Annotated in this window: 11 protein-coding genes; 3 read left to right on the top strand and 8 right to left on the bottom strand. The window is 59.1% G+C overall.

All coding sequences use genetic code 11. From position 1 onward, the window contains the following. Positions 1 to 44 precede the first annotated feature (44 nt). Positions 45 to 1337 carry a citrate synthase gene (gene gltA / locus ACO07N_RS22560; protein ID WP_420332501.1) on the bottom strand — a complete coding sequence of 431 codons (1293 nt, stop codon included), beginning with the start codon at positions 1335 to 1337 and terminating at the stop codon, positions 45 to 47. 243 nt (positions 1338 to 1580) lie between these two features. Further along, positions 1581 to 3005, bottom strand: coding sequence for a glutamate--tRNA ligase (gltX, locus tag ACO07N_RS22555; RefSeq protein WP_421983177.1), 1425 nt, complete (start codon positions 3003 to 3005; stop codon positions 1581 to 1583). A 136-nt stretch (positions 3006 to 3141) separates the two neighbouring features. Between gltX and ACO07N_RS22550 the strand changes: the two genes are divergently transcribed. After that, positions 3142 to 5529: a ComEC/Rec2 family competence protein gene (locus ACO07N_RS22550; protein ID WP_421983176.1), complete on the top strand. Its 2388-nt coding sequence runs from the start codon at positions 3142 to 3144 to the stop codon at positions 5527 to 5529. 63 nt (positions 5530 to 5592) lie between these two features. Here ACO07N_RS22550 and lexA read toward each other — a convergent pair whose 3' ends face one another. Next, on the bottom strand, positions 5593 to 6303 hold the full coding sequence (gene lexA / locus ACO07N_RS22545; protein ID WP_421983175.1) for a transcriptional repressor LexA: 711 nt from the start codon (positions 6301 to 6303) through the stop codon (positions 5593 to 5595). Positions 6304 to 6896: 593 nt separating this feature from the next. Between lexA and ACO07N_RS22540 the strand changes: the two genes are divergently transcribed. Further along, positions 6897 to 7652, top strand: coding sequence for a helix-turn-helix transcriptional regulator (locus ACO07N_RS22540; protein ID WP_421983174.1), 756 nt, complete (start codon positions 6897 to 6899; stop codon positions 7650 to 7652). A gap of 162 nt (positions 7653 to 7814) precedes the next feature. Here ACO07N_RS22540 and ACO07N_RS22535 read toward each other — a convergent pair whose 3' ends face one another. The 4 genes from ACO07N_RS22535 to ACO07N_RS22520 all read right to left on the bottom strand — a co-directional run bounded on the left by ACO07N_RS22535 (position 7815) and on the right by ACO07N_RS22520 (position 12190). Continuing rightward, positions 7815 to 9155, bottom strand: a complete 1341-nt coding sequence (locus ACO07N_RS22535; protein WP_421983173.1) for a protoglobin domain-containing protein — start codon at positions 9153 to 9155, stop codon at positions 7815 to 7817. Positions 9156 to 9473: 318 nt separating this feature from the next. Next, positions 9474 to 10340 (bottom strand): hypothetical protein, encoded by an 867-nt coding sequence (locus ACO07N_RS22530; RefSeq protein ID WP_421983172.1) that lies wholly within the window; start codon positions 10338 to 10340, stop codon positions 9474 to 9476. Then, entirely contained in the window at positions 10337 to 11917 is a 1581-nt protein-coding gene (locus ACO07N_RS22525; RefSeq protein WP_421983171.1) for an acyl-CoA synthetase, read from the bottom strand. Before ACO07N_RS22525 ends, ACO07N_RS22530 begins: the two co-directional genes overlap by 4 nt. 129 nt (positions 11918 to 12046) lie before the next feature. Continuing rightward, positions 12047 to 12190 carry a hypothetical protein gene (locus tag ACO07N_RS22520; protein WP_421983170.1) on the bottom strand — a complete coding sequence of 48 codons (144 nt, stop codon included), beginning with the start codon at positions 12188 to 12190 and terminating at the stop codon, positions 12047 to 12049. Positions 12191 to 12332: 142 nt separating this feature from the next. Between ACO07N_RS22520 and ACO07N_RS22515 the strand changes: the two genes are divergently transcribed. After that, on the top strand, positions 12333 to 13142 hold the full coding sequence (locus ACO07N_RS22515) for an alpha/beta hydrolase (protein ID WP_421983169.1): 810 nt from the start codon (positions 12333 to 12335) through the stop codon (positions 13140 to 13142). A gap of 62 nt (positions 13143 to 13204) precedes the next feature. Here ACO07N_RS22515 and ACO07N_RS22510 read toward each other — a convergent pair whose 3' ends face one another. Then, positions 13205 to 13921 carry a FadR/GntR family transcriptional regulator gene (locus tag ACO07N_RS22510; protein ID WP_421983168.1) on the bottom strand — a complete coding sequence of 239 codons (717 nt, stop codon included), beginning with the start codon at positions 13919 to 13921 and terminating at the stop codon, positions 13205 to 13207. Between the last annotated feature and the right edge of the window lie 18 nt (positions 13922 to 13939).

The raw sequence follows: 13939 nt of genomic DNA, 5'->3' as shown, positions 1-13939 counted from the left end.
CCCGGGGTGGCCGGGGGTATCTGGATTTTGTTGCGGTTCTGGCCTTAGCGGCGCTGATCGATCGGTGTGTAGTCCCGCTTGGTCGCGCCGGTGTAGAGTTGGCGCGGACGGCCAATTCTCTGGGACGGATCCTCGACCATTTCCTTCCACTGCGCGATCCAGCCGACAGTTCTGGCCAACGCGAAGAGCACGGTGAACATCGTTGTCGGGAAACCGAGAGCCCGAAGCGTGATGCCGGAATAGAAGTCGATGTTGGGATAGAGCTTCTTGTCGATGAAGTACTCGTCGTTGAGCGCGATCTTCTCCAGCTCGATCGCGACATCGAGAAGCGGATCGTCCTTGATGCCGAGCTCGCCCAGAACTTCGTGGGTCGTTTTCTGCATGATGCGCGCGCGCGGGTCGTAGTTCTTGTAGACGCGGTGCCCGAAACCCATCAGACGGAACGGATCATCCTTGTCCTTGGCGCGTTCGACATATTCGGGAATGTTGTCGACCGATCCGATTTCGGACAGCATGTTCAGCGCTGCTTCGTTGGCGCCGCCATGTGCCGGACCCCAGAGGCAGGCGATGCCGGCCGCGATGCAGGCGAACGGGTTGGCGCCGGAGGAGCCGGCGAGACGCACCGTGGATGTGGACGCGTTCTGCTCGTGGTCCGCGTGCAGGATGAAGATGCGGTCCATGGCGCGGGCGAGAACCGGGTTTACCTTGTACTCCTCGCAGGGCACAGCAAAACACATGTGCAGGAAGTTGGCGGCGTATCCCAGGTCGTTGCGCGGGTAAACGAAGGGCTGACCGATGTGATACTTGTAGGCCATGGCCGCGATCGTCGGCATCTTCGCGATCATGCGCAGCGATGCGACCATGCGCTGATGCGGATCGGTGATGTCCGTGGAGTCATGGTAGAAGGCCGACAGGGCGCCAACCGTCCCGACCATGATCGCCATCGGGTGGGCGTCACGGCGGAAGCCGGAAAAGAACCGGTTCATCTGCTCGTGGATCATCGTGTGATACGTCACGCGATTGACGAAGTCGTCTTTCTGAACCTTTGTCGGTAACTCGCCATAGAGCAGCAGATAGCAGGATTCCAGGAAATCGCCGTGATCGGCAAGCTGTTCGATCGGGTAACCACGGTAGAGAAGGGTGCCTTCATCGCCGTCAATATAGGTGATTTTGGATTCGCAGGAGGCGGTTGACGTGAAACCGGGGTCATAGGTGAACATGCCCGTGTCCTTGTAGAGGGACGAGATGTTCACCACTGACGGCCCGATGGATCCGTCAAGAACGTTGAAATCGTGGTCGCCACCACCAACGTTTAGCTTGGCGTTGTTTTCGGCCATACAGAAACCCCTTCGTGTTATCCTGATGTGCCGATCTGCACAGGTATCTCTCAACCGCGAGAAGCCTGCGCCGGACGGCACTTGAGAAATTTTCGCGTCTTGCGTAGCCCATTTACTGCAGTGCCGCAAGCAGCCCGGTATAACGCTTTGGTCAAAGACGCTCGCGCAAGCTGCGCCTCCCGTTCCCCCTGCCGGAAGACACCTTCGGTAGATGTACCGACAGGGTAAGTCGGTGAAGACCGATCAGTTTGCCTGTTCCTTGATCCGTGCAAGCGATTCCTCTTTGCCCAAGGCAACCAGAACGTCGTAGATGCCTGGCGAGACACCGCGCCCGGTCAGCGCTGCTCGGATCGGCTGGGCGACTTTTCCCAGCTTCAGGTCCTTTTCTTCGGCGAACGACTTTACTGCCGTCTCGAGCACTTCCGCATCCCATCCCGGTATCGGTTCAAGGACGGAAGACAGCGCCGCAAGAATGGATTTTGCATCGTCGTTGAGAATCTTTTGCGCCTTTTCATCCAGGTCCAGAGGCCTCCGGCGCCAGAGGTATGATGCGCTTTCCGTGAGTTCGACCAGTGTCTTGGCCCGTTCCTTCAAACCGGGCAGGGCAGCCAGTGCAGTCCGTTCGTTATCACCCGCCGCGAGCCAGGCAAGGACTTCATCGCCCTCACCGGCATGCTGCAGATAGGTTTTCCAGTGACCCATGAGTTCCGCGTCATCGGTTGACCGCATGTAGTGTCCGTTCAGGTTTTCCAGCTTCTTGAAGTCGAAGCGGGCGGCCGACTGTCCGACCGCGTCCAGCCCGAACCATTTGATCATGTCATCAAGCGACATGATCTCCTCGTCACCGTGGCTCCATCCGAGCCGGGCAAGATAGTTTCGCATTGCCTGCGGCAGGTAGCCGAGCGCGCGATAAGCTTCTGCGCCCGTCGCACCGTGTCTCTTGGAGAGTTTGGCTCCGTCCGGCCCGTGAATGAGCGGAATGTGCGCCATAACAGGCGTTTCCCAGCCGAGCGCCTGGAAGATCAGTGTCTGCCGGGCTGCATTGGTGAGGTGATCGACGCCGCGAATGATGTGCGTTACGCCCATATCGTGGTCATCGACCACGACTGCAAGCATGTAGGTCGGGGTGCCGTCGGAGCGCAGCAGGATCAGATCGTCGAGATCCTTGTTCGGGATGACAACCCGTCCCTGGACTTGATCTTCGATGACGGTTTCACCGTCCTGCGGCGCTCTGAGCCGCACCACGGGATCAACGCCCTCGGGTGCCTCGGACGGATCCCTGTCCCGCCATGTTCCGTCGTATCTCGGCGGGCGGCCTTCAGCACGCGCCTTTTCGCGCATTGCCTCGATTTCTTCAGGCGTGCTGTAGCATTTGTACGCGTTGCCGGACTGGAGCATCTGCGCGACGGCTTCCTTGTGCCGGTCGACGCGCGAGAACTGGGAGATCGGATCGCCTTCCCAGTCCAGTCCCAGCCAGGTGAGGCCGTCGATCAGGGCGTCTACCGCCTCCTCGGTCGATCGCGCCCTGTCGGTGTCCTCGATCCGCAGCAGCATCTTGCCGTTGTTATGTTTGGCGAAGAGCCAGTTGAACAATGCCGTCCGGGCACCGCCAATGTGCAGAAATCCGGTCGGGGATGGAGCGAAACGCGTAACGATCTCTTTTGCCATGGTGTATTTTTGAAGGTCTCTATCGGGTGAGCAGCGCGGATTGCGCCATCAATCTGGCGCGGTCTTAGCACAGGAAAACGGGGCAAGACAGTGCTCGAACCGTTTCTTCCGTTTGTCCGGCGACAATGGACTGTCCATGCCGGACATTGACGGGGAAAGTCATACCAGAATACGCAACGGCGCGTCGAAGAACGCGACACGGTCTGCTGAGACGCACGAAATAGCCACGCGCAAAAACAACGGTCCATACCGGGCAGGCCGGTCCATCCAAAGGCTGTTTGCGCGTGCCGGGGACGAGGGCGGCAGTGCAGCAGCGCGCAGCGTCCTTGAAGACCAGGCACTGCTATGGATCAGTTTTTCTTTCGCCGCCGGCATTGCCGTCTACACGATCCTTCCGGCCGAACCCTCATGGCAGGTGTTGTTAGTCGTCTTGTCGGTCCTGACGGCGCTTGCGGTTCTGGAGAACCGGCGAAAGGGCCTGGCGACGCTAGTCGTGCTGGCGCTGGCATTTTGGACCGGGGGCACGGTTTCGGCAATCCGCACGGCCGCCGTCGCGGCACCACGCCTTGCCCATGACATGACCGTGAACCTGAGCGGGATCGTCGTTGACCGGATCGAGCGCACGAACGGGCTGCGGCTGGTTGTCGGTGTTGACGCCGTCAATGACCGGTCCTTGCCTGACGTCCTCTTTCCGAAACGCATAAGGGTGCGTGTGCCCGCTGATACGGCGGCCATTATCGGTGACACCGTGACCATGCGCGCGCGCCTGTTTCCTCCCGCCGGTCCGGTAATGCCCGGAGGATATGACTTTTCTTTCGGGGCGTATTACGCGCAAATCGGAGCCACGGGTTTCAGCTTTGGCGCACCTGTCGTCGTGGACAAGGACACCGCCCCCCTTTCAATGCGTTTTCCGGCTTTCGTGCAATCTCTCAGAGACCTGTTGTCGGCGCGCATCACGGCCGATCTTGGCGATGCGCCTGAAGCCGCGCTTGCAGTTGCGTTGCTCGTGGGGGAGCGATCAGCGATCAGTGATCGTGATCAGGAAAATCTTCGTGCCGCGGGACTTGCACATGTCCTTGCGATTTCGGGTCTCCACATGGCTCTTTTTGCCGGTGGTACCTACGCGGCCGCCTCGTTTCTTCTGTCTCTCTTTCCGGTTCTGAGCCTGCGGCTGCCGACCGACAAGATTGCTGCTGCCTGCGCGTTGCTTGCCGCAATCTTCTATCTGCTTGTTTCGGGTGGCTCGATTGCGACCCAGAGGTCATTTCTCATGATTGCCCTGGTGTTTCTGGGCGTCTTGACAGGCCGCAGAGGCCTGACGGTGCGCAGTGTCGCGCTCGCGGCCCTCTTTCTGCTTGTCCTGGCGCCCGAACGCCTCTTTCATCCCGGATTTCAGATGTCGTTCGCGGCTGTCATCTGCCTGGTCGCCGTCTATGAAACCTGGCGCGAACAGGCGGGCCGGACGCGCTTTTCAAAGACGTCGCAAGGCAGCTTTTCCGCCAGGTTGCTGAGGTCGGCGGGCAGGTGGTTGCTGGGCCTGTTCGTCACCGCGCTGGTGGCCGGTACGGCGACCGGGATCATCGCAGCGCATCATTTCGGCCGCGTTGCACCCTACGGTCTCCTCGGAAACATGCTCGGAATGCCTGTCTTTTCGCTCCTGATCATGCCGATGGGGGTGCTCGCATTCGTCCTGATGCCCTTCGGTCTCGCTGCGCTTCCTCTGGCAGTCATGGCCTTTGGATTGAACCTGCTTCTTAAGATCGCGGCTCTGGTGGCCGCCATGGACGGGGAGAGCGGCGTGATTGCGCAGGTCACGGCAACGGAGATGCTCGCCTTTTCCGTTGCCCTGTTCGCCTTTCTTCTGATGCGGGGATGGTTGCGGGCCTGCGCCTTGTTACCGCTCGCACTCGGGCTGTGCCTGGTCCGGCTTTCACCTTCTCCCGACGTGCAAATTGCAGCGTCCGGCTATCGCATCGCAGCAAGGGACGGTGAAGGTGTCTTGAAGTGGTCCGGACGCAATGAAACCTTCCTGATCGAAACATGGTACCAGTCCGAAGGCGTCGCAGGAGAGGCGATAAAATCGCAAAAGACAAGATCGCCGCAAATACGATGCGATGCCCTTGGATGCGTCGTGGCGGCTCATGCCCCATCTGACGACGACCGGGAGAAGACCCGGCCGGTCAAGCCGCTGAAAATCGCCTTGCCCCGAACGCCGGAAGCGCTTCGTCAGGATTGCCGGTATGCCGATCTGATCGTGAGCGACATGATCGTCCCTGGCACCTGTCGGGGCCCGCTCGTGTTCGACAGAACCTTGAGGCAGAGCAGGGGAGCAATTTCGCTGTGGCTGTCGGAACATCCGCAAGAAAGTAAAGCTTCCCGATCCGGGGCAAATGCCCTAGACGGCAGTGACGAAGGAGACCTCGCCACCAAGATCATCAGAATTGAATTCGCGATCGCCGAGACACCGCGTCCCTGGCACAGGCACGGCGAGGTCACACGTGCGTCGCTGCGGAATACACCTTAGCTGCGCGCATCCGCATCTTTGCGAAACGTCTCCTGCCGCGTGTCAACGCGGCGTGTCCGGCGCTCAGTATTGCCTGAACAGCGCGACCAGCCGACCTTGAACACGAACTCTTCCAGGTCCGAATATCCGCGTTTCATAAGCCGGGTTCGCCGCTTCAAGCGCGATCGACGCACCCTTCTTGCGCAAACGTTTCAAAGTCGCTTCTTCTTCGTCGACAAGGGCAACGACAATGTCGCCACTGTCCGCACTCTCGGTTCTGCGGATCAGGACCGTGTCACCATCCAGGATACCCGCCTCGATCATGGAGTCGCCGCGCACCTCAAGTGCGTAATGCTCGCCTTTTCCCAGAAGTTCCTGCGGGACGCTGATTGAATGACTGTGGGTCTGGATCGCCTCGATCGGCACGCCGGCTGCAATACGGCCCATGACCGGAATTTCCGTACCCGTTTCCGGTTGTACCGGGACGGAGCGCTCCGGTTCTTGTTTTCCCAGGGATCCCTCGATGATTTCCGGAGAAAAACTTCCTCTCGGGCGCGGCGTTCCAAGGCCGGGGGCGATGGAGTCCGGAAGACGCACCACTTCCATGGCGCGCGCCCGATTCGGCAGCCGCCGGATAAAACCGCGTTCCTCAAGAGCGGTGATCAGGCGGTGAATACCCGATTTCGACCGCAGATCCAGCGCGTCCTTCATTTCATCAAATGAAGGCGGAACGCCGGTTTCCTTGAGACGTTCGTGAATGAACATGAGCAGTTCATACTGCTTGCGCGTGAGCATCTTTGGCTCTCCCTGACCACAAAGAGGGGCTGGTACAAATCAAGAACACAGTACCTGTTCCTATTGTGTTCTGCAAGGGTAAATGTTCTCTTACTGTTCTTCAGTGGAGCACGGAGGAGGCCGGACAGGAGCCTCGGTGCAGCGCAGAATATGCTCGGCAGGGCGGTCGATGGCGCCGTGATCACTGCGTGCGTCGTGACACGTCGATAGCGTCTTGTCGAATGTTCAAGGTCTGCGTCCGGTCCGCGCCTGGCGACATCGTGCGCTTTGCACATCTTAGTTCGAATCAGGAAGTTCAGCCTGAGCGTTGTTCGTCACCAGGGAGACCTGGCGGCACCATTGAGCAATGAGAAACTCGAGAAACGCGGTGTGGAGTGTCGCGTTTTTCAGTTGGCGACGCGAAACAAGTCATGCAATTATGGGTTGCGTTGGTGGCGTGTCTGCTTCCAGCGCACGTGAGTTGTCGGGGCAGTGGCGGAACAAAACACTAATTTCTGTTCTTCTAACCGGCGCTCTCGTGCTCTGGACTGCGATCACACCGATCTACCGGCTGGCCGCTTGGACCGCCGAAAAATACAACCCGGAAGGCTGCCATGACAGATATAACGGTAGAGAATGCGGGTTACTTGTCCGGACTCTACAGTTCCGTCAACGGCGTTCAAAATCCTTCGGAGTTATATGCAAAGCTGCGCCGCATTGCTGAAGATCTTCGGTTCGGGCGCTATGTCGTCCTGTTTCTGCCCCAGGTGACGGACGAAAACATACGGCCCAGCATCGTCGCTTCAAACTGGAGCAGCGCCCTGTTGGCCGCTTATGACAGGCTGAAGCTCCTCGAAAACAGTCCGATCATAGCCGGGTTGCGTCAGTCGGACGACCCCGTCGAATATGATCTTGAAACGCAGGGGATCGACCGGCCCGAAGGGGAGCAAAGCGCCGCGATCAACCTGTTCCTTGAGCATGAAATGCCACGAGGCGTCTATTTCGGATGTCATGACAAGACCGGGCGCCGGGGCGCAATCGGGTTCGCAGGCGACCGGCCGCTGCCTTCACCTGCAGAGATGGCGACCCTGCATCTCATCAGTCAGCACATCTTTTCCCGCCTTTATGCGCTCATGGGGGATCTTGGCGAGAAGCTCGTGCTCAGTACACGGGAAATCGAATGTCTTGTCTGGTCAGCCCGCGGCAAGACATCTTCCGAATGCGCAACGATACTCGGCGTAGCGGAATCGACCGTTGCCGGCTACATCGCATCGCTCAATCGCAAACTGCATGCCCAGAACAAGACGCAGATGATTGCGATCGCCTACGAACTCGGCCTGATCTCGAATGCAAACGTCGGTCTACGCTGACGCGACGGGAGGGTTCGGCGTGCAAGACGCGGCGCGTCGCGGAATGCCGCGCGGTGCAGGTCGTGTGTCTTGCAGCGCGAATTCCGGTTCCGATCATGTGTGTGTCGCCGAACGGAGCGAGGGCTCTGAAGGCCCGTTGTGCCCTCTACCTGCCGGGCGCTGTCAGTTGATCTGGCGGACCTTGTTGAAGAAGCCGCTTATTTCCGACGAAATCGTCTCCACGCTCTGTTGCATCTCCGTCGCTGCAGACAGAAACGTCGCGCTGGTAGCGTCCGCGGAATCGATGGCCTGCTGAACGCCTGAAATATTGCCTGATAGGACGTTGGTGCCATCGGCAACCGTTTGGACGCTTGCCGATATCTCGCCTGTGGCGGCGCCTTGCTGCTCTACGGCTGCTGCAATGGATGCGGTCATTTCATCAAGCTGTCGTACGACTTCTGCGATGGATCCGATCGAATCGACGGCATGAGTCGTTGCCCCCTGAATCTCGGTGACCTGGTGGCTGATTTCCTCGGTGGCCCTTGAGGTCTGTGTCGCCAGTTCCTTGACTTCGGCGGCGACGACGGCAAACCCCTTGCCGGCGTCACCCGCGCGCGCGGCTTCAATGGTCGCGTTCAACGCCAGCAGATTTGTCTGTTCGGCGATTGCCTGGATAAGGCCGATCACGTCGCCGATTTTCTGAGCAGCTCCGGAGAGGCTTTCAACCCCATCGCTCGTGCTTTCGGCATTCGCGCGCGCCTGGTTCGCGATTTGTGATGCGCCTGTCACCTGTTTGGATATCTCGAGGATGGACGCTGACAGTTCTTCTGTCGCCGAGGCGACCGTCTGAACATTGAGACCGGTTTCCTGCGAAATTGTGTTCGCAGAATCCGTCTCCACCTTTGCCGAACCGCAGACTTGCTGCAGGTCAGCTGCATCGCCTGAAACGGTGCCGGCCCTTGTCCCGATATGTTGAAGCGGTTCATGGACCGAGGACTGGAACACGTCTATTGCGGCAGCGAGCTGACGCGTTTTTTGTTCCTGGGCCTCCATGAGAAGTGCCTGGTAGGTCGAAATTGCCATGTCCAGGTCAAGCAGTACCGCACTTGTCACATGTGTCAGCGAGCGGGAGAGCCGGGCAGGTGAAAATCTGAATTTTCTGATGAGAAGATCCTGCAGCCGGACGAGCACGAACGTGTAGCCCGCAATGTACCATCTCGGTTCCAGTCCGATGCGGCTGTGGACACGGCCGATGCGGTCAATGCTTTCAACATAGTCCTGGTCGAAGCCCTGGTTGAAGAGCTTTTCCCAATGGGCCTTTTGAGCTCCTTCGAGACGGTCCTGCTGATCCCCGACCAGCTCCGCCATTTCCGGGAACTGCTGCAGGTGATCGTAAAATCCGGACAGGATTTCATCGATGTTTTTCGAGATCAGGGGCCAAAGCGACCGGAGACCGGCCACAACCTCATCATCAATCTGCGCAAAGTGCAGGCGGTGCTCAAATACTTCGGATTCAACGGACATCTGCTGTTTCCCATCCAGGTGACATGGCACTTCGAAAACCACCCATTTGCGAAGCATTGGGCGATGATTTGCAACGTGCGGCCATGCTGCCAAGTCAATCAGCACAATGAGTAAATAAAAACGTATAGGAATAGACTTGATAAAAATGGCAAGTTTGCAATAATTTTAGGCAAGCTCGACATTAATACTTGGTTTTGGGATGGAGTACACGCAAATGAATATGTGATTTCACTTATTTTATACAGAATTCGGACGCTGCCGGACGTTACTGCCCGTGCGTCCTAAATGTTCGCGCGAAACGCGATTGCGCGAACAGTGTCAGTCGTCCGCGACAACAAGCAGTTCGCACGTAATCAGCGTCGGCGCCGATCCGGGGAGCAGATGGCCGGCGTGCAAATTGCCGTTCAGGTCGACGCATCGGACGGGCAGATTGGTGCTGCCGTCACTTCGCGCACAGCATTCGGGCGCCAGAAGAACTTCCGAGATGAGACCGCGCATGGGTTGAGCGTTGGTGAATTCCGTACCGGCGAGACTGCCAAGGCCCGCGACCCTGACCGCCGCGGCGCCGAGCGTTTCTCTCAACGCCTGGACGCTTGTCGGCAGGTCTTCGAACGGCGCGAGCGTGGTGATCAATGCGTTGACGGGCAGATCAGACCCGTTTTGCGGTGACCCGGTGACCCTGAAAAGCGTGAATTCCGTCTCCGGATCGGGCCGAGAGACAAATTGTGCACCTCTGATGCCATGGCCTGCAACCCGGCTTTGAGCACCGACATGCAAACTGTCCGGCAGCAGGTGGCCGAGATGCGTCTCGCCGTCTTCTGTCCAAAAGGCGTGGATATGCGCAAACCAATGGCCGTCCCGTTTTCCGAAAATGGCAACCGCATCGGAGATTTTAGCCCCAGCGGAATATTTCGTGTCGCTATACCAGGCAGCGTGCCTGTCATCGATTGCCCGGTCCGGCATGACGTATTCAAACGGGCCGAGGGTCAGTCCGGCCAGGTCAAGCACGGCCGAATCGTATCCTGCCGCCATGATCCAGTCGGCCAGCGATTTCAGCAGGGAGCTACCCGCCGGCAGAACGATTGAAGCCGTCTCGGCGTTGCAAAGACGGTAAGGGCGCCTGTCGTCGTTTCTGGGGCCGGGATGGACGATCTGCGACACATGCTCCGGAGCCGGGTGCCTCATAGCAATCCCTGTTCTGCGAGGTGCTCCCGCACAAGTTTCTTGGTGATCTTACCGTAGGCGCTTGTCGGCATTTCATCGAGGAAGAGATAACGTGCGGGCATCTTGTACCGGGTGATCTTGCCCGTCAGAAAGTCCGAAAGCTCGGCGTCCGTGACGCTTTTTCCGTCACTTAGAACGCAAACGGCAAGCCCGACTTCGCCCCATTGAGGATCCGGAATTCCGAGTATCGCGACCTCGGAAACATCCGGATGAGCAAGCAGGACTTCCTCTATCTCCTTGGGATAGATGTTCGAGCCGCCGGATATGTACATGTCGGAGGCCCGTCCAGTCAGGTAGAGAAACCGGTCTTCATCCATGTGGCCGATATCGCCCGTCCGGAACCAGCCGTTGCGGAACGACTTGGAGTTTGCAGCGGCGTCGTCGAGATATCCGGCGCAAACGGCCGCCCCGACAACGCAGACTTCACCCGTTTCTCCGGGTTTCAACAGGTTGCCGTCCTCGTCCTGGATGCTGACCTCGATGCCGGTCCGCTCCGTGCCGCACGTGCCGACACGCGCCTGCGGACCATCTTCCAGCGAATGGTCCTGGGGGCGCAGAACCGTGATGTTTCCGGTCACTTCGCCGAGGCCGTAATACTGAACCAGCACGTTTCCGAGCTTCTCGAGCGCTGTCTTCTGATCTTCGCGATACATCGGCGCACCGGCATAAATCACGTGACGCAGGCTTGAGTGGTCGTAGCGGTCGACCGCGGGATCTTCCACCAGCCGTTTCACGATCGTGGGCACGGTGAAGAGGTTGCTGACCCGGTGTTTTTCGATCAACTCGAAAGCCACCGCCGGATTGAAGCCACCGCCGGGCATCAGCACATGGGCCGATCCTGCCGGCAGCTGCGCGATCTGCTGAAGACCGGCTCCGTGGGAGAGAGGGGCTATCACAAGGGAGGCATCCTGTTCACTCGTTCCGGGCAGAAGGTCGGCCAGGTAATTGACGACGACAAATCCGATCTGGCCATGCGTCAGGACAACTGCCTTGGGCCGGCCGGTGGAGCCGGACGTGAAGAAGAGCCAGCAGGGATCGTCATAGGTGACGGGTTCATTTGCAAACCCGGAGCCGGTGTGGCCTGAAATCAGGCTTTCGTAGTCGAGACCGAAATCGCTCCTGCCGATGCTTATGATACCCTTGATATCAGGTCTTTCGGATTTGACGGCCTCTGCCTGATCCCCGAAATCCGCATCGCAGACAAAAACCTGAGCGTTCGCCTTGACGCTGGCATATGCGGTCTCGCCCGGTGCCTGGCGAAAGTTGCAGGGGACCCAGACGGCGCCAAGTCTGAAGGCGGCAAGCATGGTCTCGACCATCTGGTTGGAGTTTTGCGCCTGGACCAGGATCGCGTCACCCTTTGAAACACCGAGGTCCAGGTGCAACGCGTGGCAAAGCGCCGACACCCGCCTGTCCAGATCCGCCCAATTCCACGTTCTGTCTTCCCAGTGGATCGCGGGGCGCTGCGGCCACCGGGAGGCGTTCCTGGTCAGGTAGTGCGAGAGGTTCGGGACGCGGTTGGAGCAGCGTTGCATCATGGGTCGACTGTTTTCCGGTTCTTGATGTGTTGAGCGACTTGAGGGTACGGACCCATAAATGAAGCCCATTTGGCGGCAGAAATGGCAAAATTTCGCAAGGAAGCGTGCGCGGAGCGGGCTTTTGCCCGGTCAAGCGCGGTGACGCAGCGAGGTGAAGCCATTTTGCCGTCCCTTGGATTTGGCCGTTTTGGTCATCTGCATCGTCGCGAAAGGCTCGAAAATGAACCACATTTCCTGCGCTTTCGCTTCTCGCAGTTGGTCAAAACGATCCAAACCAAATTGACTTCATTTAGGAGTCCGTACCCTAGGCCGGTCGGACCTTCCTTGACAAGGCGGAGCGTCGGCGCCCCGTTCCTGATGCGGTTCATTTTGTGCAACACTGTCCTCAGTTGATTCATTCCATGCAGGACATTTCATGACGGACGCGGATATCAAAGACTGGGACGACGCTTATGCAAACGGGGCCCATGTCCCCGGTTCGGCCGCCTATCCGGACATGTGGGCAAGCGCCGCAGAAACCTTCAGGGCAGGGTGGGCGAACAAGGCTCTGGACGTCGCCTACGGGGCTTCGGACCGTCAAAAACTTGACCTGTTCCATCCGGAAGGCACGTCCAAGGGGCTGGTGATCTTCGTGCATGGCGGCTATTGGCTGCGCTTCGACAAGAGTTTCTGGTCCCATTTTGCCGCCGGTGCCTTGCAGTGCGGCTGGACCGTTGCTCTGCCCAGTTACGATCTGGCACCAACGGTCGGCATCGGTGACATCACGCGGCAGATCGAATCCGCCATCATGGCCGCCGCGGAGCGGCAGGACGGCCCGGTGCGCCTGGCCGGCCATTCGGCGGGCGGGCATCTGGTAACGCGAATGGTGTGCGATAACTCGCCGCTTGACGCGAAAACCATGGGCAGGCTTGAAAACGTGGTTTCGATCAGCGGGCTCCATGACTTGAGACCCTTGCGCAGGACCTCGATGAACGACTCCTTTTCCCTGTCGGAGGCGGCGGCAGAAGAAGAGAGCCCGGCGCTGCGCACCAGGAAAGCGAACTGCACCGTCACCGCGTGGGTCGGTGCGGCGGAGCGTCCCGAGTTCGTGCGCCAATCGAGGCTCCTCTGCGAAGCGTGGCCCGGAACGCGTCTTCATGTGGAACCCGACAGGCACCATTTCGACGTGATCGACGCGCTGAAAGATCCGGAAAGCCAGTTGGTGCGCACACTTTTGTCAGCCTGACCCGATTGCCGCCTTCCGAGATCGATCCGGGTGGCGGACGCCTCGTGCCCGCCGGCATCAGGTCAATGCAAGGCAATAAGGTCCCGCATCCTTTGCCGCGCCTCGTCCGGCTGCTGGGCCCGGATCGCCTGAGCCACGGCAACGTGGAGCTCCCGGGAAACAGTGTCCGCACGCGTTCTCGCACCCTCCTGGCCGTGAGAGGACACGAGAACGGCGTGGATCAAGTTCTGAAAGTGCGTCAGCATCAGGTTCCCGGTCGCTTGCAGAATTGTCGAATGAAAAGCGAACACTGCTCCGATCATGGCGTCCTCGCCATAGTCTGAATGTATGTTTCGCGCTGCCTGCAAGATCCTGGCGTGCTGGTTTCTAGATCCGTTTTCAGCGGCCAGGGCTGCAGCTTCCGGTTCGATAATCGATCGCAACTGGTCGGTCTCCGCATAGATGCGGGCCGTCATCGGACACTCTGGCGTGTGCCAGCGAACAACGTCGGGATCGAGCAGATTCCAGTCGGTGAACGGACAGACCCTGGAACCGTACCGCCGTGCGGTGCGGATCAGGCCCTTGCCACACAGAACCTTGATCGCCTCGCGAATGACGGTCCGCGAGACACGAAGTGAGGCGACGAGTTCGTCTTCCTTGGGGAGAACGCCTCCCACGGGAAAGTCACCAAGTGCGATTTTGTGCCCCAAACGCTCGACCGTATCTTTGACTGCCCCGGTAGGCAGGGCCGTCAGAGCTTTGTCCGGCAGTTCGAAACGTAGTCCGTCGTCTTCTTTCATTGCGCCTACTCGGCTGAT

Origin of the sequence: Roseibium sp., assembly GCF_965229775.1 — a bacterium.
Classification (GTDB): domain Bacteria; phylum Pseudomonadota; class Alphaproteobacteria; order Rhizobiales; family Stappiaceae; genus Roseibium.
The sequence above is the reverse complement of the archived record's forward strand: the minus strand, read 5'-3'. Positions and strand labels throughout refer to the sequence as shown.